Consider the following 23,404-nt stretch of genomic DNA (forward strand, 5'->3'; position numbering starts at 1 on the left):
ATTAAGCTCCAAATTTCAAAACTTTTCCAGTGTAAATCCTTGATTATATGAACTATGAAAAAGCTAAAAATAAAAAATGGAGGAAGTTCAAATTTAAGCTTTTTTTGGAGAAAGAAAATGGATAATTTCTTAAAAAGACATTCTTATCAAGTAATCAGTTTTTCTCTTAAAATTCATAAAATTTGATAAAATTCATTTCTTTGGATGTCGTAGTATTTAGACAATTTATTGAATCTAAATAACAGATAAAAAACGGCTATAAATGCATTAAAAAATTAAAAAACTACAGTTTGGAAAAAGAAATCAATTTGACATTTATTACAAATTTTACACGTTTACTTATATCATTTAAAAGAAAATAACAAGTTTTTAGTTGATTTTAAAAGAAATTCGTAAATTATTAAAACAAAAAATAAGTAATAAAAGTTTAAGTGGAAAAACAAAAACAAAATCAATTTTCTATTCATTTTTCGACCGAAACTGAAAGTATAAATGCTAATCTCAATTTGTATTCTGTTTTGGGTATCGTATATAATGAAATATTGAAATTGACGCCCTTGTATCTTTTTTTACTTTTGTTTTGCTATTATAATGAACAGGAAAATGCTGTGATTATAGAAATTACAATTAAAAAAAATAAAAATGAGTAAGACATTATTTGACAAAGTATGGGATTCACATGTAGTGCGTAAAATTGAAGATGGACCAGATGTGTTTTTTATTGACCGCCATTTCATTCACGAAGTTACAAGTCCTGTTGCTTTTTTAGGATTAAAAGCCAGAAACGTAAAGGTTTTATACCCAGAGCGTACTTTTGCAACTGCAGATCACAATACACCAACCATAAACCAACATTTACCAGTTCAGGATCCTTTGTCAGCAAATCAGCTTCAAGCACTTGAAGACAATGCAAACGAATACGGAATTTCGCACTGGGGATTAGGTCACATTAAAAATGGAATTGTACACGTAGTGGGTCCTGAAAACGGAATTACTTTGCCTGGTGCTACTATTGTTTGCGGTGATTCGCATACATCTACTCACGGCGCTTTTGGAGCCATTGCTTTTGGTATCGGAACTTCTGAGGTTGAAATGGTACTTTCTACTCAATGTATTATGCAGCCTAAACCAAAGAAAATGCGTATTAACGTAAACGGCCAGTTAAGCAAAGGTGTTGGTCCAAAAGACGTTGCTCTTTATATTATTGCTCAATTAACTACTTCTGGAGGAACAGGTTTTTTTGTTGAATATGCCGGTGATGTTTTTGAAAATATGACTATGGAAGGCCGTATGACAGTTTGTAACCTAAGTATCGAAATGGGTGCTCGTGGAGGAATGATTGCTCCTGACCAAACTACTTTCGATTTCCTTGAAGGAAGATTATACGCTCCAAAAGGTGAAGCTTGGACAAAAGCTGTTGAATATTGGAAAACTCTTAAAACGGATGCTGATGCTGTGTTTGATGCTGAATTAAACATCAAAGCCTCAGATATCGAACCAATGATTACTTATGGTACAAACCCAGGAATGGGAATTGGTATCTCAAAACATATTCCAAATGCCAATCAAGTTGAAGGCGGTGAGGAAACCTATAAAAAATCTTTAGCTTATATGGGCTTTCACGAAGACGATGTGATGATTGGAAAACCAATTGATTATGTTTTCTTAGGAAGCTGTACAAATGGACGTATTGAAGATTTTAGAGCTTTCGCCGAAATTGTAAAAGGAAGAAAAAAAGCAGATAATGTTACCGCTTGGTTAGTTCCGGGTTCTCACGTTGTTGAAGCTCAAATTAAAGAAGAAGGTATTTTAGATATTTTGACAGAAGCTGGTTTTGTATTACGTCAGCCGGGCTGTTCAGCATGTCTAGCAATGAACGATGATAAAGTTCCTGCCGGTAAATACGCTGTAAGTACTTCAAACAGAAACTTCGAAGGCCGTCAAGGTCCTGGATCAAGAACGCTTCTTGCAAGTCCAATTATGGCTGCCGCTGCTGCTGTTACAGGAAAACTAACAGATCCGAGAGAGCTTTTTTAAAGATTTCTGAATGAAGATTAACGATTTCTGATTTCTGATTTCGGCATACTTCATTAAAAAATCTTCTAAAATTTCAATTTACATTTTACAAAAAAATTTAACGATTACAATTTTACGTTCTAGCAATAAATCTAAAATCAGAAATCGTTAATCTAAAATCAAAAATCAAATGGCATACGATAAATTTAATATACTTACCAGCAGTGCAGTGCCACTGCCAATTGAGAACGTTGATACAGATCAAATCATTCCAGCTCGTTTCCTGAAAGCTACAAAACGTGAAGGTTTTGGAGACAACCTTTTTAGAGACTGGAGATATAATGGAGATGATACTCCAAAAGCAGATTTCGTTTTAAACGATTCAACTTACAGCGGAAAAATTTTGGTTGGAGGAAAAAACTTCGGATCTGGATCTTCAAGAGAACACGCTGCATGGGCAGTTTATGATTACGGTTTTAGAGCTGTAGTTTCAAGTTTCTTTGCAGACATCTTTAAAGGAAATTGTTTAAATATTGGTGTCTTGCCAGTTCAGGTAAGCCCAGAATTTGCTGATACTATTTTTAAAGCCATCGAAGCTGATCCTAATACGCAATTAGAAATCAACCTGCCAAACCAAACCATTACTTTATTGGCAACTGGCCAGCAAGAATCGTTTGCAATTAATGGCTACAAAAAGAACAACATGATCAATGGTTTTGACGACATTGATTATCTACAAAATATTAAAGAAGATATTGTGGCTTTCGCCGATAAACTTCCGTACTAAAAAATCAGGTTCAGTCCTTTGAGACCCGACAGGTTTTTGAAACCTGTCGGGTCTTTATAAGTTAAGCAAGCAACACAACTAAAATTTACTTCCAAAAGGAAATTAGAATATCAATATGGAAAAAAGAAAAATTGAAATAATGGATACGACGCTTCGTGATGGTGAACAAACCTCGGGAGTATCTTTTTCTGCTGCAGAAAAACTAACCATTGCACAATTGTTGTTGGAAGAATTAAATATTGATAGAATCGAAATTGCTTCGGCACGCGTGAGCGAAGGCGAATTTCAAGCCGTTAAAGGCATTACTTCATGGGCCGAAGAACGAGGATACATAAACAGAATTGAAGTTCTTTCGTTTGTAGATGGAGGAGTTTCCATTGAATGGATGAAAAAAGCCGGTGCTAAAGTGCAGAATTTATTGACCAAAGGTTCAATGAATCACTTAACGCATCAATTAAAAAAAACTCCGGAACAACACTTTTCTGAAATCGCTGAGATTATCGCCTTAGCGAAAGAAAATAATATTGAAACCAATGTTTATTTAGAAGATTGGAGCAACGGAATGCGAAATTCACAAGATTATGTTTTTCAATTTCTAGACTTTTTAGCAACACAGCCTGTTAAAAGAATTTTACTTCCGGATACATTAGGCGTTTTAATTCCGTCTCAAGCTTTTGAATTTATTTCTAAAATCAGAACAAAATATCCTGAGATTCATTTTGATTTTCACGCTCATAACGACTACGATTTAAGTGTTGCCAACGTCATGGAAGCCGTAAAAGCTGGCATAAACGGACTTCACGTAACCGTAAACGGAATGGGAGAACGCGCCGGAAATGCGCCGCTCGAAAGTACAGTTGCGGTAATAAACGATTATTTGCCAGAAGTTAGCATCAACATCAAAGAAACTTCATTATATACTGTAAGCAAACTTGTTGAAACTTTTACCGGTTATAGAATTCCAGCCAACAAACCCATTGTGGGCGATAATGTTTTTACGCAAACTGCCGGAATTCATGCCGATGGCGACAACAAAAACAATTTATATTTTAATGATTTGCTTCCGGAACGTTTTGGAAGAAAAAGAAAATACGCTTTAGGAAAAACTTCTGGAAAAGCCAATATCGAAAAAAACCTTCAGGAATTAGGCTTAAAATTAAACCCAGAAGATTTGAAATTGGTTACCCAAAGAATAATCGAATTAGGCGATAAAAAAGAAACGGTTACTAAAGAAGATCTTCCGTACATCATTTCAGATGTTTTGGACAGTCATACCTATCAAGATAAAATCACAATCGAGTCTTATATCCTAATTCATTCCAAAGGAACGCGCCCATCAACAACATTAAGTTTAAATCTTGATGGAGAAATTATAGAAGAACATGCGCAAGGAGATGGTCAGTTTGATGCTTTTATGAATGCCTTATCAAAAATTTATAAAAGCAAAAAGTTAACCCTTCCAAAATTGATTGATTATGCCGTTCGTATTCCGCCAGGAAGCAGTTCTGATGCTTTGTGCGAAACAATTATAACCTGGGTAAACAACGGAAAAGAATTTAAAACCCGCGGATTAGATTCAGATCAAACCGTTGCTGCGATTATCGCAACGCAAAAAATGCTTAACGTGATTGCCTAAGATGCTAAGTTGCTAAGATCCTAAGGTTCTAAGATTTTTTCTTTGAACGCAGGATCTTAACAGCTCAGAAGCTTAAAAAAACATCCAGTTACTAAGCCTACTAAGAAAAAAACTTAGAGCCTTAGCAACTCAGAACCTTAGAACCTTAAAAAAAATTATAAATTAGAATTACGACTACTAAGAAAAACTTAGAACCTTAGTAACTCAGAATCTTAGAACCTTAAAAAAATGAAATTAAACATAGCCCTTTTAGCCGGAGACGGAATCGGACCAGAAGTAATAAATGAAGCTGTAAAAGTATCTGATGCTATTGCAAAAAAATTCAATCACGAAATAACTTGGACACCAGCACTTACAGGTGCTTGCGCAATTGATGCTGTTGGAGTTCCTTATCCAGATGAAACACACGAAATTTGCATGAAAGCAGATGCTGTTTTATTTGGAGCAATTGGCCATCCAAAATACGATAACGATCCGAGCGCGCCAGTTCGTCCTGAGCAAGGTTTATTATTAATGCGTAAAAAATTAGGACTTTTCGCGAATGTTCGTCCAACTTTTACTTTCCCTTCTTTAATCGATAACTCTCCTTTAAAAAGAGAAAGAATTGAAGGAACTGATTTGGTTTTCTTAAGAGAATTAACCGGCGGAATTTACTTTGGAGAAAAAGGAAGAAGAGACGGCGGAGAAACTGCTTTTGATAATTGTGTTTACACAAGAGCCGAAGTGCAGCGTTTGGCTAAAAAAGGTTTCGAATTAGCCATGACAAGAAGCAAAAAACTTTGCTGTGTTGATAAAGCAAATGTTCTAGAAACTTCACGTTTATGGAGAGAAACAGTTCAGGCAATGGAAAAAGATTATCCTGAAGTTACTGTTTCTTACGAATTTGTAGATGCTGTTGCAATGCGCCTGGTTCAATGGCCAAACTCTTACGACGTTTTGATTACAGAGAATTTATTCGGAGATATTTTAACTGACGAAGCTTCTGTAATTTCAGGTTCTATGGGATTAATGCCGTCTGCTTCTGTTGGAGAACATACTTCTTTATACGAACCAATCCACGGATCTTATCCTCAGGCAACTGGATTAAATATCGCTAATCCGTTAGCGACTATTTTATCAGCAGCTATGATGTTCGAAGATGCTTTTGGATTAAAAGACGAAGCCGAAGCAATTAGAGCAGTTGTAAACCAATCATTAGAACAAGGAGTTGTTACAGAAGATCTGGCTCCAAAAGGATCAAAAGCATACAAAACAAGCGAAGTTGGAGACTGGCTTGTTGCTAACTTATAGTTATTTTTGTTTCAAGTTTCAGGTTTCAAGTTGGAAAACCTGAAACCTGAAACTTGAAACAAAATAAACCTGAAACTTGAAACAAAAAAAAAGGGATCAACTTTCGTTGATCCCTTTTATATATTTAGAAAAAAATATTAATATCCTCCTCTGTTACCACCACGGTCATTTCCACCACGGCTGTTTCCTCCACCATAACCTCCGCGTGAATCTCCACCACGGCTGTTATTGTTAAAGCTTCTTCTTTCACCTTCAGGTTTCGGTTCAGATTTATTAACTACAATTGCACGACCTTGAACAGTAGCTCCGTTCAATTCATCAATTGCTTTTTGAGCTTCAGCATCGTTTGGCATCTCAACAAAACCAAAACCTTTGCTTCTTCCAGTAAATTTATCTGTAATAATTTTAACTGAATCTACTGCTCCGTAAGCCTCGAAAGACTCTCTTAAATCTGCTTCCTCAATACTGAATGGAAGGCTTCCAACAAAAATGTTCATATGTACTTATTTATAATAATGTAGCAAATGTAATCTTATTTTTCTCTAATCTACTATATATTAGCTTATTTATGTTTTTATTTTGATTTAAGAAAAATGAATCTGCTAAAACCGGACAATAATAAACAATAAAAAGAATTAATATTCTAATGTAGGCGTTACTGGAACTTTATAAAAAACACCTTCTGTAAAAGTAATCTTTGGATTTTCAGTATCTGTCGCATCTTCATTGACAGCATTAAATTTAAATGTACCTGAAACAGTATTGGTTTCGATATTATAATCTGTAACTATAATCTGCCCATTCCCTTTATTTGTTCCTGTAGTAAAAGAAGCTGTTTGTCCAGGCAACGTGTTAGAATAGGACCCCTTGGTAACATCATCAACACCAAGAACATAAGTCTGCTGTGCCGGAGAAACCATTTGCAAGGTTATCTTTTCAAATCCTAAAGAACCTTCAATAAGTAAATTGCCATTTGTAGTTAAATATGCCTTATAAGTTTGTGCTCTCCAAAAGACATTATCTTTTAAAGTTTGAAAGGCTGGATTATTAAATTTCACATCTTCAGTACAAGATGTAATGATAAAAAGCAGTGATAAAAAATAAAAGTATTTTTTCATATAGCATGAATTTGATGCAAAAGTACCTTATTTGAGATAAATAATTAAAATTTCGACTTAAAAACAATAAAAAAATGATGAAAATTCACCTCAAATAGATTTAATATTATTTGGAACGCATAATTCATAAAAAAATTATATCTTTGCGCCCTTAATTAACAGAGGTCGAGTACCTCAAAATTTAATCATAAGATTATGTCAGTAAAAATTAGATTACAAAGACACGGTAAAAAAGGAAAACCTTTTTACTGGGTTGTAGCTGCAGATGCACGCTCAAAAAGAGATGGTAAATACTTAGAGAAAATCGGTACTTACAATCCAAACACAAACCCAGCAACTATCGACTTAAACCTTGATAGTGCAGTTAAATGGTTACACAATGGTGCACAACCAACTGATACTGCTAGAGCAATTCTTTCTTACAAAGGTGCTTTATTGAAACACCACCTTGAAGGAGGTATTCGTAAAGGTGCTTTAACTCAAGAACAAGCTGATGCTAAATTAACTGCATGGTTAGAAGCTAAAGCTGGAAAAGTTGATGCTAAAAAAGACGGTTTAACAAAAGCGCAAGCTGATGCTAGAGCTAAAGCTTTTAAAGCAGAACAAGAAGTTAATGCTAAACGTTTAGCTGCTGCAGCTCAGGCTGAAGCTGATGCTATCGCTGCTGCAACTCCTGCAGTTGAAGAAGAAGAAGTTGCTGAAGTTGAAGCAGAAGCTACAACTGAAGAAGCTCCTGCTGCTGAAGAAAATAACGAAACAACTGAAGCATAATTTTACTTAGCGAGAATGCGTAAAGAAGAATGTTTTTATTTAGGTAAAATCGCTAAAAAATTTAGTTTCAAAGGTGAAGTTCTTGCCTATTTAGACACGGACGAACCTGAGTTATACGAAAATCTGGAATCAGTGTTTATTGAATGCAATAAACACTTGGTTCCTTTTTTTATTGAAAAAAGTTCATTGCACAAAAACGATTTTCTTAGAATTCGTTTTGAAGATATGAATACCGAAGAAGATGCAGATGCTATTATGGGTAATGCCATTTATCTGCCTTTAAATATGTTGCCAAAACTTACTGGCAACAAATTTTATTTCCACGAAGTTATCGGTTTTGAAATTGAAGACCAGCGTTTAGGCGTATTTGGAAAAATTGCTGCCGTAAACGATACTACAGCACAGCCTCTTTTTGAGGTTTTAAACGGCGAAGTAGAAATGCTGATTCCTATGATCGATCATTTCTTGGTTAAAATTGACCGCGAAAACAAAAAAGTGATCATGAACTTGCCTGAAGGTCTTGTTGAGATGTACCTTTAATTAGACTTTTAGACTTCTTAGAATTTTAGATTTTAGTTTAGCAATCACTTAATAATCTCCAAACACAAATAAATGTTTCAGTTTAAGCAATTCTCTGTTAATCAAGATCGTTGTGCAATGAAAGTTGGTACAGATGGCGTTTTACTAGGTTCTTGGACTCCTGTAGACCATCACCCTTTTAGTGTTTTAGATATTGGCGCTGGAACTGGAATTATTGCTTTGATGCTTGCGCAGAGAACTCATGCTGAACAAATTGATGCGTTAGAAATTGATGAAGACGCTTACGAACAAGCCGTTGATAATTTCGAAAATTCTCCTTGGGGAGATCGTTTATTTTGTTTTCATGCCGGATTAGACGAATTTATTGAAGAACCGGAAGACGAATATGATTTGATTGTTTCGAATCCGCCTTTTTATGCCGAAGATTATAAAACAGAAAATGAACAGCGTGATTTAGCCCGTTTTCAAGATGCAATGCCTTTTGAAGAATTAGTTGAAGCTGCCGATTTATTACTTTCTGAAAACGGAATATTCGCCGTAATTCTTCCATTCACAGAAGAAGAAAAATTCATTGCTTTAGCTAAAGAATCGGAATTATATCCATTAAAAATTACACGCGTAAAAGGAACTCCAAAATCTGAAATCAAAAGAAGTTTATTGGCTTTTAGCCGAAATGAAAATCCTCAAATAGAAATTGATGAATTGACTGTTGAAATTGACAGGCATGTTTATACACCTGAATATATCGAGCTTACGAAGGATTTTTATTTGAAAATGTAAAAACATCTTTCTATCAAACTTGTTCAAAAACGCTTTTAAACTGATATAAGATTCTTTCGATGAGTCGCAAATCTTCGGTCACAATTTCGGCTCTTCCTTTCATTTCCTGCTGAAAAATAATCTTTTTGCTGTAGGAGGTTTCTAGCCCGTTTGGCAGCGCAACATCAATCAATAAATTTCCATCCTTATCTGGAACCAAAGACATATTCTGGATTTTCCCTCTTAAAACACCAAATTCTCTGTCAGGGAAATTTGCCAGACGAATATTTACCTGCTGTCCAACTTTTATTTTACCTGAATTCAGTGCCGGAGCTTTTACCTTGCCGATAAATCCGTTTTTCGCATCTGGAATAATCGAAAATACATTATCGCCCACATTTATAGTTTGATTTTCGTTCCAGACCTGCAGAAAAGTTACCACACCGCTAATGGATGATTTTAGCGTATAGGCTAATTCCCAGTCCTTTATTACTTTTTTTAGCTGATAAAAAGACTGTGCCATGTTTCTTCCTAAGTTTACTTCCTCTTTAGTACCGCTTATCTGCGAATTACGGCTTAATTTTGTATTATCGATCAAAGAGGACTTTAATTCAGAAATCGACGACAAGAGGCTTTTATAATTCTTCTGCGCCTGAAGATACCCCAGTTTTTTGGCTTCCATTTCCTGAGCCGAAATAATTCCTTTGTTGAATAAAGTTTCAAAACGGGCCATTTCATTTTTTTGAAGCTGGAGTTCGCTTTCATTCAGTACTTTTTGCTGCTGCAGAATTTCTAATCTTTCCTTTATCTGTACTTTTTCAGAAATCTGAGCTTGGTTTTCTACTTCAAAAGGATGTAAATCTTCATTGAGCTGTTCTGCCTCATAATCTTTCTGAAATACCGCAAAAGCACTTTCAATTTCTCCCAACTGTAAATTTCGCAATTCAGAAAAAGGAAATGCTTTTTTAGAATTGATGTTGTAGGCGTCTACAATACTTTTCAATAAAAAAACATCTTTATAATTGGCTGTATTTTCTATAATAGCAAGCGGCGTATTTTTAGAAACAATGCTTTTGTCTTTTACCAAAATAGCTTCAATGCGGCCCGATGATTTTGATACAATTTTCTCTGGCGGAATATTAGTTGTAATCACAATTTCAGTATTTACAACATCTGGATATTTGATAAACCAAGAAACAAAAAACAGCATAAAAATGATTACAAAAATCAAAACAGTTCCCCATCGAATCATCCAGTGCGGTACTTTGGTGAGAATGTCCTGAACTTCTTCACTTCTTAATTCGAATGCATTATTATCTTCGTCCATAATTTAATTTCCTAATTGAAGCTGATTTCTAACCAGCTCAAAATAATTTCCCTTTTTCGCTACTAATTCTTTGTGATTTCCAATCTCGATGATTTTGCCTTTATCCAAAACCACAATTTGATCCGCATTCATTACCGTACTTAAGCGGTGCGCAATAACAATTACAGTTTTGTTTTTAAAAAAGACATCCAGTTTCTCCATAATTTCTTTTTCATTATTGGCATCTAAAGCCGATGTCGCTTCATCAAAAAATAAGATTTCTGGATCTTTGTAAACAGCCCTTGCAATCAATAGGCGCTGTTTTTGCCCGGTACTCATTCCTAACCCTTCAGCACCAATCTTTGTATTATAGCCCAAAGGCAGTTCGCTGACATACTCTTTTATATTGGCAACATCTGCCGCGTAAATCAATTTTTGCTTATCTACTTTATCAACGCCTATAGCAATATTATTAGCGATGGTGTCACTAAAAATAAATCCTTCCTGCATCACAGCTCCAATATTCGAACGCCATGCTTTCTGCGAAATATTTTTCAGCTGGGTATTTCCAATATTTATTTCGCCTTTTTCAGGCTCATAAAACTTAAGCATCAGTTTCATCAAAGTTGTTTTTCCGCTGCCGCTGACACCTACTATAGCGGTGACTTTATTTGCCGGAATTGTCAAATTCAAATCTTCTAAAACTGGGGTATCAGAGCCTAAATATCGGTAAGAAAGATTTTTTATCTCTATATCGGAATCAAAAGGAACCTCATTAGTCTGATAAATTTCCTGATCTGTTTCATCTTCTTTATCATGAATTTCAGATAATCTCGCCAGTGATATTTTTGCATCCTGCAATTCTCGCACAAATTCAATAAGCTGTGTTATGGGTCCGTTCAAACTACCCACAATCGAACTTATTGCAAGCATCATTCCAAGCGTAATTGATCCGTCGATAACCAGTTTTGCTGAAAGAAATATGATAAAGATATTCTTGAGTTCATTAATCACCGAAGAACCGATAGTCTGTGTCTGTTCTAAAACCAAACCTTTTATCGAAACTCTAAAAAGTCTTGCCTGCACATATTCCCAGCCCCAGCGTTTTTGTTTTTCGGCATTATGAAGCTTTATTTCCTGCATGCCGTTAATGAGTTCCATAACCTTGCTCTGCTCACTTGAAACCTCTGCAAAACGCTTATAATCCAGAACTTCTCTTCTTTTTAAGAATAATGTTATCCATCCAAAATAAAGCAGGCTTCCAATAAAAAATACTAAAAATATTTTAAGATTGAAATAAGCCAGGACACCTCCCATTACAAACATATTAATAACAGAAAACAGAACATTCAGCGATGATGTTGTCAATATTCTTTCAATTCTTCGATGATCATTAATACGCTGCATAATATCTCCGGTCATCCTTACATCAAAAAACGAAATAGGCAGATTCATTAATTTGATAAAAAAGTCAGAGATAAGTGAAATATTGATTCTGGTTGAAAGATGAAGCAATATCCAGCTTCTGATAAGTTCTAAACCTGTTTTTCCTGCAAAAAGAAACAATTGGGCAAAGAGAATCAGATAAATAAAATGAATATTCTGGTTCTGAATTCCGACATCGACAATACTCTGTGTCAGAAATGGAAAAATAAGCTGCAATAAAGTGCTTGCCAGAAGACCAATGCTCAATTGTACCAAAAAAGATTTATAACGCAGCACGTATTGCGCCAGCATGCCAAAACCCAGTCCTTTGTCTTCTTTATCAAATTCTGACTGAAAGAATTTTGGAGTTGGCTCCATCAACAATGCAATTCCTTCCTGAGTAGCATCATCAGCATTATTGCCAATCCAAAATTTAAGAAATTCTTGTTTATTATATTCAAGCAGACCAAAAGCAGGATCTGAAATGTAATACGTTTCTTTTTTTACTTTATAAAGAACTACATAATGGTCTTTATTCCAGTGTAAAATACAAGGCAGAGGCGCTTCTTCTAATGATTCAAGACTTAATTTTACTCCCAAAGTCCTAAAACCAATTTTCTCAGCAGCTTCACTTAAAAAAAGCAAATTACTTCCCTCGCGAGTTGTCTCGCTAAAATCTCTAAGCTCCTGAATGTTAATTGTCTTGCCGTAATGTTTTGCTATTATTTTCAAACATGTCGGTCCGCAATCTTTATTATCAGCCTGTTTGTAATTTGTGAATTTTTTCAACTACTTATTTGGTTAATTTTCTAACAATATTAATGCAAATTATCTTAATATTTCTCAAAAAAAACAGAGAGAAAACAATTTCCTCTCTGTTTGCAACAATTTTTTTTAAATTCAATAACTGACCAAGCAAAGTGCCGAGTCGATATTAACATAGAACAATGCAGCTATATTAGATACAAAGATCAGACTCTCTTCTGCATGGTCCGTTTTCTACAAACTGACAAAAACCGTTTGGACAAGATTCTCCAGGTCCTGGAACCCAGCCTCCGCTGATTGCTTTTTGTTGTTTTTTAGTTAATACCTTAACTCCTTTTAAATTTTTTAAATTTTTCATGATTTGTTTCTTGTTTGTTATTTATACTATTTTAACTAGGCAGATTTGCTTCATTTCACAGATGATGCCTAGGTGAGATTTTAATTGATCCGATTAATTCATCAGATTAATTAACTTTACAATATCCTTCGTCTCCATCTAAAATCACACAATGAAATCCGGCTTTACATGGCACAGTTGCTGAACAAGCAATTCCCCCTTTTATAGTTTGTTGCTGTTTTCTGCTTAATTCTTCAGTTCCTTTTAATTTTAAAATTTTTTTTAGCATAATTCGGGTTTTTTTGATTTGTTAATACTTCAAATCATTTAAAGACAGTTGAAGCTTCTGTCTACTCTTGCAAGAATATTTTTAATTGTGGTGTATTGCTTCTAAAAATTTATTTTCCTCTTCAAAATCATTCAGAAAATATTTTAAATCACTTAATTCATAACCATTTGGGAATTGTTTGCCATTTATAATTTTAATTGGAGTGTAATTAAATTCATTTTTTAAGCACCAATCATACTGTTCTTGGAGATTTTGGCTGATTGATGGCATTAGAGGAATAATATTCCATTTTTCTGTCCATTGCTTTAAATCTAATTTTTTAATATGCCAATCTGAAATTGCTTCTTCAACTTTAAGTGGTTCCGTTTTGTTTAGTGCCATTAATATATCGGCAATTACTTTATATGGATTATTGTTGTTTTCAGGATTGATATTAAATAAAACTCGGAGAAAAACTCTATCGGGGAATTTCGAAACTAAATCAAATGAATCTTTAAATACTTTATGGCAATGTCCGCAACTTGGACTAATGATTATAGAAAGGTGCAAGGATGATTCTTTATTTCCAAAATCTAAGCGTTTTAGATCTTCAAAACCTTCTGGCGAAGGAATTTCTTTTGACAGAAAGCTCAAAAGAGAATAATTCCTTTTAAACTTTATCATTTGTTTCAATTCCGCCTGAGCATTAATTGTATTATGAATAATTGGTTTTATCAATCTCCAAATAAAATACATTGACGCTAATAAAGCGAAAAATATTAAAAAAATCGAAGACGTAAAATTTAAAGTAAAGCTACTTAAAAAGACCCAAGTCAATCCTTGAGTAAATAACAGAAAAGAAATTGCCAGACACAAAACGCACCATTTTTTTATTTGAAACTTTTGCATCCAAATAGAATAAAACAAAATAGGGAATGAAATTAAACTAAGAAAACCAATAAAAGCACTCGAGTTTGAAGGTTGAAGCAATAAAGAAGCCACACTTGTGCTAAAAAAAATTATAGGCCATTGATAAAAATTACCCCATTTTAGAAATTTGTTTTTTTCTGATTTAATGACTGAATCGCAGGAAGTGCTTGTGCCTATATTGCAAAACTTTGAAGCTATTTCATTTTTTATTCCAAATTTCTCCTGAATTACAAAAACACTGATTATTAATCCGGTTATTGAAGTTCCAAGAAAAACAAAATCAAAAAAATTATAACGATTAGAAAAAACAGAGAGTAAAGCTAGAACCAATAAAGGAAGTCCGTATTTTAATTCTTTCAAATTATACTTTATCTCTTTTACACTATTTTCATTAGGTTCTATTGCGACAATTATTCCATTCCAGTCTGAAGCGAAAGCATCATATGAAATATTTTGAGCATTATCGTTCTGGTTGGTAATTTTTATGGCTTTGTTGGTTTTATTAACCAGAACAAAGTTATTTTTAAAAAAAGCCAAAAAAGATTCTGGCATATCAAGCAATTGATCTTTAGGAACATTTACTGCAATATTTTCTACAGACAATAAGTCTAGCGAATCGGTTATAGCAAATAAGCTAGGATAATTAGGATGTGAGAGAAACAATTCTTCAAATTCATTCTTAATTTGACTGTAATTATTTATTTCAAGCAGTTTTGCGACCAATTTTACCATCGTTGCAGTAATTAGTTTTGAGAAAAAACAACAATTTCACTAATTTTTTACGTCTTTCCGTAAATAAAAGTGTATTATCGTGTTAAATTATAAAATATTTTACTACTTTACATACAAAAAATACAATTTAACATTTTAAACCAAAACTGTAAGAACAAGAATTTTTATAACAAAAAAAGAGAGGAAACTAATTTCCTCTCTTTTAAATATATTATTAACATTATGTTTAACAACATATTTCTCTAGGACCTGCCACTGGTTAACTCTAACCAAATAAAATTAACGCAGCGGCCAATTTCCTGAGAATCCCGACACCAATCATCAATGTTGGGATATTTGCTCAATGTTCCACGATCGAGCGCCTACAAATTCAAAAAAAAACATGACTAAATTTCTGATAAGGCTTTATTTTTATATCGTATAATATTTTTTTTTAACAGCAAAGGCGACTTGTATCACAAATACCTGGAAGCGTATCCAAAGGACAAATTCCTCCTGCTGGTATTAAAACGCACCCTGCTTCAATTGCATAAATCCAACATTCAGGAATACCTCCTTTTATCGTTTTTTGCTCCGTTTTGCTAATTTGCTGGGCGTGCTCCAGATTTAAAATTTTCTTTAACATAACTATTTTGAATTATTTATTAATCTTTTAAACTTGGTGCACAGCTCTGATCCTTACAAAACTTTTATTCTTACTTAATTAGACTGGAAAAATTAATTTCTAACGGAAAATAATCTGAACAGTCTTCATATGATATTATTGACACATAATTCCACGCATCGCATCTTGATGTCGTTTCTTTAACATAACTTCCTACTATTGTTTTTTGTTCGCTTGCTGTTATTTCTTGCGAACCTTCTAAGTTTAAAATGTTTTTTAACATAACTGTAGATTTAGCGTTTGGGGGTTTCAATCTTTTAAGACATCTGATACTGCCTTTTTTACTGCTTTAGCACTAGGCTATTTTTTCGAAAACTTCAATTTCTTCAACAAAATCATTTAAGAAATATTTTAGTTCGCTTAGTTCGTATTCATTCGGAAACAATTTTTCATTTACTATTTTAACCGGTGTATAATTAAAATTATTTTTAGAACACCATTCATATTGTTTATTTATCTCCTGGCTTATCATCATACTGACAGGTTCTAGATGCCATTTTTTAAGCCATTTTTTAAGATTCATTTTTTTGATATGCCAATCTGAAATGGCTTCAACTGTTTTTCCTGGCGTTGATCTGTTTATTGTTAGAAGTCTCTCGACAACTATTTTATACGGATTGTCTGTGTTTTCAGGATTAATATTGAACAGCACGTTTAAATATATCTTGTCAGGAAATCTCAAAACCAAATCAAAAGCTTCTTGAAATGTTTTATGACAATGTTCGCAACTCGGACTAATAATTACAGATAACTTAACTGCTGCATTTCTGCTTCCAAAATTCAAACCTCTCAAATCTTCCAATCCTTGTGGATGAGGAACTTTTTTAGCTAGAAAGTTCAACAATGAATAGTTTCTTTTAAATTTTTTCAATTCTTTAAGTAAGTTTTCACTGTTAAGAACGTTTTTGATCATTGGTTTTACCACTAGCCATATTGGAATCAGAAGAACCAATGAAAATACAAATGGAAAAACACTCTCAAAGCTAAAACTCAATGTAAAAAGGTCTGACGCAAACCAAATAACACTTTGTGTAAAAATCAAAAATGAAACTACCAAACACATTACGCACCACTTTTGAATCTCAAATTTTTGAATCCAAATTGAGGATACTATAATAGGTATAGCCAATAAACTTAAAAATCCTATAAATATTGCCGAGTTTACAGGCTGTATTAAAACAGCAATTAAGCTTGAACCGAAAAAAATCAGGGGTAAATCTGAAAAATTAAACAAATTGTTTTCTCTTCCTTCATTAGCATTGATAACCGAATTACAAGATGAGTTTGAACTCAAATTGCAGAATTTTGAAATTATGCTATTTTTAAACCCTAATTTTTCTTGTACAATAAAAACACTTACAATAAATCCTAATAATGATGTTGTCAAGAAAACAAGACTAAACAAATCATATGCATTATAAAAAAAAGACAATCCAATTACGAGGAAAAGCGGCAAACTATATTTTAACCAGCTGTATTCTACTTTTAGATTTTCTCTTGCTATAACATTATTTGGTTCAATAGCGACAATTACTCCATTCCAGTCTAAAAGAAATTTTTCATACGCTATTTTATGACTTCCTTTTTTTATTGTATTAATACGAACATAATTTTTTGCCCTTTCTACCAATATAAGTTCATCCTTAAAATAAGCTAAAAAATTAGCTGGTAAATCTACTATTTGTTCTTTCGGAACTCTTATGGCCGCATTTTCAATTGATAATAAATCTAACGAATCCGTTATCGCAAATAAGCTTGGATAGTTTGGATGAGAAAGAAACAAGTCCTTAAACTCATTTTTTATATCTGAGTATCTATTTATTTGTAGAAATTTTTGGACAAGTTTTAACATCGTTTAGGATCGTTTAAATCATAATTACAATGCAAATATTGTTGTTTTTATTCAGAAAATAATCTTAAAAGCACACATTTTATCAATTATACTACATACAATTTATAAATTATATCAATCATAATAAAGCAGTTAATTGATTGATTTTTAGTAAATTAGACGCCTTAAAAAAATTGAAAAAGCGCCAAAACCGTATTCTCGATTAAGGGTTTTCCTTTTTGTCTAGTTTTGGTAAATCAATAACTTAATACATGAATAAAATGGCAAATCAGAAATTAAAACTTGAAGATTTTGAAGAAGGAAAGTTATCTAAAAACCAACAAAAAAAGGTTCGAGGAGGAGACGGAGAGGATCCACCAACAGATCCTGGGAAAACTGGAGGAGGTACAACACATGGTTAAAACCAGTAGAATTTAATAAAATTAATGTAATTAAATATTATTCGCAAATTGAGCTGGAGATACTCCAGTTCTTTTGCGAAATGATTTTGCAAATGAAGCTGCATTTTTAAAACCAACACTTTCTGCAGCAGCTTGTGTTGAAAATTTACGATAATTATCATTTGTAATCATTTCATTAATTACATAATTGATTTTTAATTCGTTGGCATATTCTCCAAATGTTTTTTCAAATCGCTTATTAACGACATGAGATAAGTAAGTAGTATTTGTTTTAATTTTCTTTGCTACATTAGACAATGTAAAATCAGCACTTAAGTATTCTAATTTATCTTCAAGTTCTAACAATTTTATTACGATTTCTTCTTCTTTAGCTTGATCAATATTTAAGCTGATAATTTCTTTTCTAGCACTTATTAATTGGGGGCTAACGGGAATAGGTTTAGGATGTGACTGTTTTTTATTTTCAATATTGAATTTAAACTCCTGAATTAATGCATGCATTTTTTTTCGCGCCTTTTTCTTGTCTATACTATTTTTAACCAATAGAAATACAAAAACCAGAACAAGAAGAGAATACAATATTTTCAGCGCTTTATCCCAAAATAAATCTTTTTCATATTTTTTCTCAATAGCTAACATTTCTGATGTTAAGCCATCAATTCCTTGTTTATAGTTTACCGCAGCCGTCTCTACTCTTAATTTACTTTCAAATTCATCTAGTTTATCCAAGTAAATTTTACAATGCTTATGCGCTAACTCTGGTTTATTAAGTTCTACATAAATACGAGCCTGATAGCAGTTAGATTTTAAATAAGTATTATCATTTGAATTTGTTAAAAGAGAAATTGAATCACTTTTTTTATAAAACAATAATGCCTTCTCATTTTTTCCGGTTGTGTGATACACGTCGCCTAAATTATAATAAGCATTGCCTAATAAGTCAAGCTGCTTATTTTTTTTACTCATGGACACAACTTCCAAATAGGTCTTTTCTGTGTTATAATAGTCTCCCTTCCAATTAAAAATATTACCTAAGCTTAGAGTTGCTGTTGCTTCATTATACGGGAAAGTTTTAGAATAGTAAATTGCTTTTTTATAAAAGTAACCTGCTGAATCGAGTAAATCCATTCTGTGTTTATTCTCGACAAAATAGCTTTCGTACGCACTTCCTAAACCAAGATTAATATTGCTTCTTCTATTTAGCACATCTGCTTTCGGAAATAGATCTTCATTTTTAGTGATAAAATGGTCCAGTTCCTTAAGGTTTTTTATAGCGAGTTGACTGTTTCCAACTGCCTCATTTATTAATGTGATATTAGCCTTAAATTTAACAATCTGATTAATATCCTTAATTTGTTCTGAAAATTTAATTCCCTGTTGCCATTTTTCTAGGGCTGCACTAAAATTGCCTCTGTTAAATTCTGCCAGACCTCCATTATTATATATATCCGCCTTGAGATGTGTTTTAGCAGGAGAGTTTGGTACTTTTTCTAAATAATTAAGTGCTATTTTGTACTTCTCTTTAGATTGCTTCGTCAAACCTTTCATTTGTAATAAGCTTGACATTGCAGCATTCGCAAAAGCCAAATGCTTATTGTTATTTGATTCCGCCATTTTATGAGCATAAAACAAAGAGCTGTCGATATTTGCATTAAAATAAAGTCTGATTTTACTTTTTAAGAATACAAAATCTTCCTCGTTCATGGTCTTTTTAGATTGAGCATGCGCTGTACTAAGAAAAAAGTAGAAGAATAAAAAAACACCTATCTGCCTCATCTAATTTGTTTTTTGAAAGCTAAAAAAGAACACATTAAATATTGCTTGCAAACTGTGCTGGAGATACTCCTGTTCTTTTACGAAATGATTTTGCAAAAGAAACTGCATTTTTAAAACCTACACTTTCTGCAATAGCCTGCGTAGAGTATTTACGATACATATGATTGGTAATCATCTCGTTGATCACATAATTAATTTTTAATTCATTAGAGTACTCACCAAATGATTTACCAAATCGCTTATTGACCACATAAGATAAGTAAGTCGTATTTGTTTTTATTTTTTTTGCCACATAAGGCAAAGTAAAATCTGCATTTAAATATTCTTGCTTGCTTTCTAAGGCTAAAAGTTTTTCGACTATTTTATTCTCTTTTGCTTCATCAATACTTAAATTAATATTTTCCTTTTTGAGATGAATTTCTTCGTGTTCAAGTATTGCTTCTTCTTTTTCTTCCAGTTCAAAATCAGGCTGACTTTTCTTCTCGATATTAGCTTTAAATTCTTCAATTAGGGCATTCATTTTTTTATGTGCCTTATTTTTATCGCGTATATTTTTAATCAGTAAAAAGACTATCCCAATAAAAACCAGTACATAAAACACCTTTAAGCCTCTATCTAAAAAAACATCATTTTTATATTTCTTTTCAATATTGACCATCTCATTTGTAAGATCACCTACTCCCTGTTTGTAATTTACCTCTAAAGCCTGTTCACTTAATTTTGCTTCTAATGGCTCATAATTATCCAGATAAATTTTAGAGTGTTTGTAAGCCAGATCCGGTCTTTTAAGAATATTGTAAATTTTGGCTTGATAATAATTAGATTTTAAATAATCAAGCTCATTGCTTTTTGTTATTGCTGCTATCGAATCGCATTTTTTAAAAAAAACTAGTGCTTTATCATATTTTTTTGTAGTAAAATAAACGTCTGCCAAGTTATAATTAGCAATGCACAATGAACTTTGAATATTATTTTGCTGCGCTAAAAACACTACATCATAATAGGTTTTTTCGGCACTTTTATAGTCTCGTTTCCAGTTGTATACATTTCCTAAACTCAATTTTGCAGAAATTTTATTTCCGATAGAGTTTTGAGAATAATTGATTGTCTTCTTGTAATAATATTCCGCCGAATCGAGTAAGTATTTTTTACTTTTATTTTTCATGAAGTAGCTTTCGTAAGCACTTCCTAAACCATTATTATTATTACTCTTATAATTTAATAATTCTTCTTTAGAAAAAACATTTTCATTCTCATCTACAAAATCATTTAGGAATTTTAGATTTTTAATCGCCAATTGATAATTACCAACAGCATCATTAACAAAGGCAATATTTCCCTTAAGCTTAGCCATTTGTTTAACGTCTCCTGTTTCAAGAGCAAACTTCAATCCTTCTTGATAAGATTCAAGGGCTTTTCCTAAATTACCTCTTGTATATTCTGCAATTCCATTATAATTGTAGAGATACGATTTCATCTGCGTTTTTTCGCGAGAATCAGGCATTTTTTCTAAGTAATAAAATGCTGCTTTGTATCTTTTCTGAGACTCTTTTTGATTGCCTTTTGCTTGCATCTTTGCAATCATTACTCCATTTGCAAAAGCTAAGTGCTTATAATCATGAGATTTCTCCATTTGATAAGCATATACAAGTACGCTATCTGGACTCGAGTTCCAATGTAGACGAATTTTATCTTGCAACGCTAAATATTCCTGTTCTGTAATTTGATGATTTTGCGCAAAACCGTTATTAAGAACAAGAAAAAGTAAAAAAGAGATGATAAGCCTCATTAATTTGTTTTTGAAATTCAAAAATAGCGTATAAATTTTCAATAAACTAAAATTTATTTGCCATTTGCTTGTTAATTTTGTTAAAGACTGAAAAAAATATAACAATTTAGCTTTGTTTTGTTATATTTTTATTACGTAAATTTGTTTTGTAAAAACTATCAAAAATGAAACCAGATTTATTTCAATCCCCAGATTATTACAACCTCGACGATTTATTGACAGACGAGCATAAATTAGTTCGCGAGTCTGCTCGTGCGTGGGTAAAAAAAGAAGTTTCTCCTATTATAGAAGAATATGCTCAAAAAGCAGAATTTCCAAAACAAATTATAAAAGGACTAGGAGAAATTGGCGGTTTCGGACCTTATATTCCTGTTGAATATGGTGGTGCAGGTTTAGATCAAATTTCATATGGTTTGATCATGCAGGAAATCGAAAGAGGAGATTCTGGTGTACGATCTACTTCATCTGTTCAGTCATCTTTAGTAATGTATCCAATTTGGAAATACGGAAATGAAGAACAGCGAATGAAATATTTGCCAAAACTCGCAACCGGTGAATTTATGGGCTGTTTTGGGTTAACCGAACCTGATCATGGCTCAGATCCTGGAAGTATGATTACCAATTTTAAAGATATGGGCGATCATTATCTTTTAAATGGTGCCAAAATGTGGATTTCAAATGCACCTTTTGCCGATATTGCTGTTGTTTGGGCGAAAAATGAAGAAGGAAGAATTCACGGATTGATTGTTGAACGCGGCATGGAAGGTTTTACAACGCCTGAGACACATAATAAATGGTCGCTGCGTGCATCATCAACAGGAGAATTAATTTTTGATAATGTAAAAGTTCCGAAAGAAAATCTTTTGCCAAATAAATCTGGCTTAGGCGCACCGCTTGGCTGTTTAGATTCTGCTCGATACGGAATCGCATGGGGAGCAATTGGTGCAGCGATGGATTGTTACGATACTGCTTTGCGTTACGCTAAAGAAAGAATTCAGTTTGGAAAACCAATTGGAGGAACGCAACTGCAACAAAAAAAATTAGCAGAAATGATTACCGAAATCACAAAAGCGCAATTATTGACCTGGCGTTTAGGTGTTTTGAGAAACGAAGGGAAAGCAACAACGGCTCAAATCTCGATGGCAAAACGCAATAATGTCGACATGGCCATTCACATCGCACGCGAAGCCAGACAAATGTTGGGCGGCATGGGAATTACAGGCGAATATTCGATTATGAGACATATGATGAATCTTGAAAGTGTTATTACTTATGAAGGCACACACGACATACATTTATTGATAACCGGAATGGATGTAACTGGTATTCCAGCTTTTAAATAGTAAACAACTATTAAAATATTTACAAAAACTATCTGAAAAGCTTCTTCTTACCGAGAAGCTTTTTATCTTTGCCCAAAATTTACTTAAATGAATATTGAAACTATAAACAATAGCATTCAACCTCAAAAAGAACAGCTCTTACAGCATTCTTTATACAATAAAATACAAAGCATTGATGATTTGCATAGTTTCTTAGAAAATCATGTTTTTGCCGTTTGGGATTTTATGTCTTTATTAAAAGCTTTACAAGCCAAACTTACTTGCACTACGACACCTTGGTTTGCAACTAAAAATCCGGAAACAAGATATCTAATCAATGAAATTGTTCTTGCAGAAGAAACTGATTTGACCATTGACGGAAGAAGACAAAGCCACTACGAAATGTATCTTGAAGCGATGGAAGATTGTGGAGCAGATACTACAGGAATCAATACATTTTTATCTCAAGTGCATTCGCTTCATAATATTTTTGTTGCTATTAAGCAAAGTTCGCTGCATCCAGATGTAAAAGCTTTTTTAGATTTTACTTTCAGAGTAATTGAACAAGGAAAACCACACGAAATTGCTGCCGCTTTTACTTTTGGAAGAGAAGATTTGATTCCGAGTATGTTTACTGCAATCTTGAAAAACTTTCAAAAAAACCTGCCAGAAACTGATTTGAGCAAATTGCTTTATTATTTTGAAAGACATATTGAATTGGATGCAGATGAACACGGACCAATGGCGATGCAAATGATTACAGATTTATGTGAAGATGATGCTCAAAAATGGAAGGAAGTGGAAGAAATTTCAATATTAGCCTTAGAAAAACGCATCGGACTTTGGAATGCAATCGAAGAGCAAATCCTGATGAAAACAGAAATGGCATAAAAACCAAAACAAGTTATTTAACGTAACTA

22 protein-coding genes are annotated in these 23,404 nt (G+C 33.0%); 10 read left to right on the forward strand and 12 right to left on the reverse strand.

The features are described 5' to 3' along the window. Window positions 1-642 precede the first annotated feature (642 nt). From leuC to leuB, 4 genes are all read left to right on the forward strand, one after another. Window positions 643-2,037 (forward strand): 3-isopropylmalate dehydratase large subunit, encoded by a 1,395-nt coding sequence (gene leuC, locus IR010_RS06455; protein ID WP_194602607.1) that lies wholly within the window; start codon window positions 643-645, stop codon window positions 2,035-2,037. Between the two features lie 169 nt (window positions 2,038-2,206). Next, window positions 2,207-2,803, forward strand: a complete 597-nt coding sequence (gene leuD, locus IR010_RS06460) for a 3-isopropylmalate dehydratase small subunit (RefSeq protein ID WP_029271626.1) — start codon at window positions 2,207-2,209, stop codon at window positions 2,801-2,803. 115 nt (window positions 2,804-2,918) lie between these two features. Next, window positions 2,919-4,439, forward strand: a complete 1,521-nt coding sequence (locus IR010_RS06465) for an alpha-isopropylmalate synthase regulatory domain-containing protein (protein WP_029271625.1) — start codon at window positions 2,919-2,921, stop codon at window positions 4,437-4,439. Window positions 4,440-4,667: 228 nt separating this feature from the next. Next, window positions 4,668-5,729 carry a 3-isopropylmalate dehydrogenase gene (gene leuB, locus IR010_RS06470; RefSeq protein WP_194602609.1) on the forward strand — a complete coding sequence of 354 codons (1,062 nt, stop codon included), beginning with the start codon at window positions 4,668-4,670 and terminating at the stop codon, window positions 5,727-5,729. 137 nt (window positions 5,730-5,866) lie between these two features. Here leuB and IR010_RS06475 read toward each other — a convergent pair whose 3' ends face one another. Both IR010_RS06475 and IR010_RS06480 read right to left on the reverse strand, forming a co-directional pair. Continuing rightward, the gene (locus IR010_RS06475) at window positions 5,867-6,226 is read right to left on the reverse strand and encodes an RNA recognition motif domain-containing protein (RefSeq protein WP_026982652.1); all 360 of its coding nucleotides are present in this window, start codon (window positions 6,224-6,226) and stop codon (window positions 5,867-5,869) included. A 138-nt stretch (window positions 6,227-6,364) separates the two neighbouring features. Further along, on the reverse strand, window positions 6,365-6,847 hold the full coding sequence (locus tag IR010_RS06480; RefSeq protein WP_194602612.1) for a DUF6252 family protein: 483 nt from the start codon (window positions 6,845-6,847) through the stop codon (window positions 6,365-6,367). 195 nt (window positions 6,848-7,042) lie between these two features. Here IR010_RS06480 and IR010_RS06485 point away from each other — a divergent pair, with 195 nt between their 5' ends. The 3 genes from IR010_RS06485 (at window position 7,043) to IR010_RS06495 (ending at window position 8,938) form a co-directional block, all read left to right on the forward strand. After that, a complete protein-coding gene (locus IR010_RS06485; RefSeq protein ID WP_029271622.1) occupies window positions 7,043-7,618 on the forward strand; it encodes a 30S ribosomal protein S16 in 576 nt (191 codons plus the stop codon). Between the two features lie 15 nt (window positions 7,619-7,633). After that, the gene (gene rimM / locus IR010_RS06490) at window positions 7,634-8,158 is read left to right on the forward strand and encodes a ribosome maturation factor RimM (protein ID WP_029271621.1); all 525 of its coding nucleotides are present in this window, start codon (window positions 7,634-7,636) and stop codon (window positions 8,156-8,158) included. Window positions 8,159-8,230: 72 nt separating this feature from the next. Beyond that, window positions 8,231-8,938 (forward strand): tRNA1(Val) (adenine(37)-N6)-methyltransferase, encoded by a 708-nt coding sequence (locus IR010_RS06495; protein WP_029271620.1) that lies wholly within the window; start codon window positions 8,231-8,233, stop codon window positions 8,936-8,938. 13 nt (window positions 8,939-8,951) lie between these two features. Here the strand turns inward: IR010_RS06495 and IR010_RS06500 are convergent, their stop codons facing one another. The 8 genes from IR010_RS06500 to IR010_RS06535 all read right to left on the reverse strand — a co-directional run bounded on the left by IR010_RS06500 (window position 8,952) and on the right by IR010_RS06535 (window position 17,127). After that, entirely contained in the window at window positions 8,952-10,244 is a 1,293-nt protein-coding gene (locus IR010_RS06500; RefSeq protein WP_029271619.1) for an HlyD family secretion protein, read from the reverse strand. A gap of 3 nt (window positions 10,245-10,247) precedes the next feature. Beyond that, window positions 10,248-12,437 (reverse strand): peptidase domain-containing ABC transporter, encoded by a 2,190-nt coding sequence (locus IR010_RS06505; RefSeq protein ID WP_029271617.1) that lies wholly within the window; start codon window positions 12,435-12,437, stop codon window positions 10,248-10,250. A gap of 169 nt (window positions 12,438-12,606) precedes the next feature. Next, window positions 12,607-12,771, reverse strand: coding sequence for a hypothetical protein (locus IR010_RS06510; protein ID WP_157495024.1), 165 nt, complete (start codon window positions 12,769-12,771; stop codon window positions 12,607-12,609). A 106-nt stretch (window positions 12,772-12,877) separates the two neighbouring features. Beyond that, window positions 12,878-13,039, reverse strand: a complete 162-nt coding sequence (locus tag IR010_RS06515) for a hypothetical protein (RefSeq protein ID WP_157495022.1) — start codon at window positions 13,037-13,039, stop codon at window positions 12,878-12,880. Between the two features lie 81 nt (window positions 13,040-13,120). Continuing rightward, window positions 13,121-14,680: a vitamin K epoxide reductase family protein gene (locus IR010_RS06520; protein ID WP_194602615.1), complete on the reverse strand. Its 1,560-nt coding sequence runs from the start codon at window positions 14,678-14,680 to the stop codon at window positions 13,121-13,123. Between the two features lie 433 nt (window positions 14,681-15,113). Beyond that, the gene (locus IR010_RS06525) at window positions 15,114-15,305 is read right to left on the reverse strand and encodes a hypothetical protein (protein WP_029271615.1); all 192 of its coding nucleotides are present in this window, start codon (window positions 15,303-15,305) and stop codon (window positions 15,114-15,116) included. A 70-nt stretch (window positions 15,306-15,375) separates the two neighbouring features. After that, window positions 15,376-15,597: a hypothetical protein gene (locus IR010_RS06530; RefSeq protein WP_194567895.1), complete on the reverse strand. Its 222-nt coding sequence runs from the start codon at window positions 15,595-15,597 to the stop codon at window positions 15,376-15,378. 42 nt (window positions 15,598-15,639) lie between these two features. Beyond that, complete coding sequence (locus IR010_RS06535) at window positions 15,640-17,127, reverse strand: vitamin K epoxide reductase family protein (RefSeq protein WP_228515112.1); 1,488 nt, start codon at window positions 17,125-17,127, stop codon at window positions 15,640-15,642. 320 nt (window positions 17,128-17,447) lie between these two features. On the opposite strand from IR010_RS06535, the gene IR010_RS06540 reads away from it, so the two are divergent. Further along, the gene (locus tag IR010_RS06540) at window positions 17,448-17,597 is read left to right on the forward strand and encodes an rSAM-modified peptide (RefSeq protein WP_228515113.1); all 150 of its coding nucleotides are present in this window, start codon (window positions 17,448-17,450) and stop codon (window positions 17,595-17,597) included. Window positions 17,598-17,627: 30 nt separating this feature from the next. On the opposite strand, the gene IR010_RS06545 is transcribed toward IR010_RS06540, so the two are convergent. Together IR010_RS06545 and IR010_RS06550 are read right to left on the reverse strand one after the other, a co-directional pair. After that, entirely contained in the window at window positions 17,628-19,229 is a 1,602-nt protein-coding gene (locus tag IR010_RS06545) for an AraC family transcriptional regulator (protein WP_228515114.1), read from the reverse strand. Between the two features lie 178 nt (window positions 19,230-19,407). Next, on the reverse strand, window positions 19,408-21,162 hold the full coding sequence (locus IR010_RS06550; protein ID WP_194602625.1) for an AraC family transcriptional regulator: 1,755 nt from the start codon (window positions 21,160-21,162) through the stop codon (window positions 19,408-19,410). A gap of 164 nt (window positions 21,163-21,326) precedes the next feature. Between IR010_RS06550 and IR010_RS06555 the strand changes: the two genes are divergently transcribed. Both IR010_RS06555 and IR010_RS06560 read left to right on the forward strand, forming a co-directional pair. Beyond that, entirely contained in the window at window positions 21,327-22,505 is a 1,179-nt protein-coding gene (locus tag IR010_RS06555) for an acyl-CoA dehydrogenase family protein (RefSeq protein ID WP_029271609.1), read from the forward strand. An 87-nt stretch (window positions 22,506-22,592) separates the two neighbouring features. Further along, the gene (locus IR010_RS06560) at window positions 22,593-23,375 is read left to right on the forward strand and encodes a DUF3050 domain-containing protein (protein ID WP_194567887.1); all 783 of its coding nucleotides are present in this window, start codon (window positions 22,593-22,595) and stop codon (window positions 23,373-23,375) included. Window positions 23,376-23,404: the final 29 nt, after the last annotated feature.

Origin of the sequence: Flavobacterium sp. MR2016-29, from assembly GCF_015350695.1 — a bacterium.
Classification (GTDB): Bacteria; Bacteroidota; Bacteroidia; order Flavobacteriales; family Flavobacteriaceae; genus Flavobacterium.

What these genes read in the sequence shown, in the direction of transcription:
- leuC (WP_194602607.1), top strand. Translation starts at nt 643, where the DNA reads ATGAGTAAGACATTATTTGACAAAGTATGGGATTCACATGTAGTGCGT.
- leuD (WP_029271626.1), top strand. Translation starts at nt 2,207, where the DNA reads ATGGCATACGATAAATTTAATATACTTACCAGCAGTGCAGTGCCACTG.
- IR010_RS06465 (WP_029271625.1), top strand. Translation starts at nt 2,919, where the DNA reads ATGGAAAAAAGAAAAATTGAAATAATGGATACGACGCTTCGTGATGGT.
- leuB (WP_194602609.1), top strand. Translation starts at nt 4,668, where the DNA reads ATGAAATTAAACATAGCCCTTTTAGCCGGAGACGGAATCGGACCAGAA.
- IR010_RS06475 (WP_026982652.1), bottom strand. Translation starts at nt 6,226, where the DNA reads ATGAACATTTTTGTTGGAAGCCTTCCATTCAGTATTGAGGAAGCAGAT.
- IR010_RS06480 (WP_194602612.1), bottom strand. Translation starts at nt 6,847, where the DNA reads ATGAAAAAATACTTTTATTTTTTATCACTGCTTTTTATCATTACATCT.
- IR010_RS06485 (WP_029271622.1), top strand. Translation starts at nt 7,043, where the DNA reads ATGTCAGTAAAAATTAGATTACAAAGACACGGTAAAAAAGGAAAACCT.
- rimM (WP_029271621.1), top strand. Translation starts at nt 7,634, where the DNA reads ATGCGTAAAGAAGAATGTTTTTATTTAGGTAAAATCGCTAAAAAATTT.
- IR010_RS06495 (WP_029271620.1), top strand. Translation starts at nt 8,231, where the DNA reads ATGTTTCAGTTTAAGCAATTCTCTGTTAATCAAGATCGTTGTGCAATG.
- IR010_RS06500 (WP_029271619.1), bottom strand. Translation starts at nt 10,244, where the DNA reads ATGGACGAAGATAATAATGCATTCGAATTAAGAAGTGAAGAAGTTCAG.
- IR010_RS06510 (WP_157495024.1), bottom strand. Translation starts at nt 12,771, where the DNA reads ATGAAAAATTTAAAAAATTTAAAAGGAGTTAAGGTATTAACTAAAAAA.
- IR010_RS06515 (WP_157495022.1), bottom strand. Translation starts at nt 13,039, where the DNA reads ATGCTAAAAAAAATTTTAAAATTAAAAGGAACTGAAGAATTAAGCAGA.
- IR010_RS06520 (WP_194602615.1), bottom strand. Translation starts at nt 14,680, where the DNA reads ATGGTAAAATTGGTCGCAAAACTGCTTGAAATAAATAATTACAGTCAA.
- IR010_RS06525 (WP_029271615.1), bottom strand. Translation starts at nt 15,305, where the DNA reads ATGTTAAAGAAAATTTTAAATCTGGAGCACGCCCAGCAAATTAGCAAA.
- IR010_RS06540 (WP_228515113.1), top strand. Translation starts at nt 17,448, where the DNA reads ATGAATAAAATGGCAAATCAGAAATTAAAACTTGAAGATTTTGAAGAA.
- IR010_RS06550 (WP_194602625.1), bottom strand. Translation starts at nt 21,162, where the DNA reads ATGAGGCTTATCATCTCTTTTTTACTTTTTCTTGTTCTTAATAACGGT.
- IR010_RS06555 (WP_029271609.1), top strand. Translation starts at nt 21,327, where the DNA reads ATGAAACCAGATTTATTTCAATCCCCAGATTATTACAACCTCGACGAT.
- IR010_RS06560 (WP_194567887.1), top strand. Translation starts at nt 22,593, where the DNA reads ATGAATATTGAAACTATAAACAATAGCATTCAACCTCAAAAAGAACAG.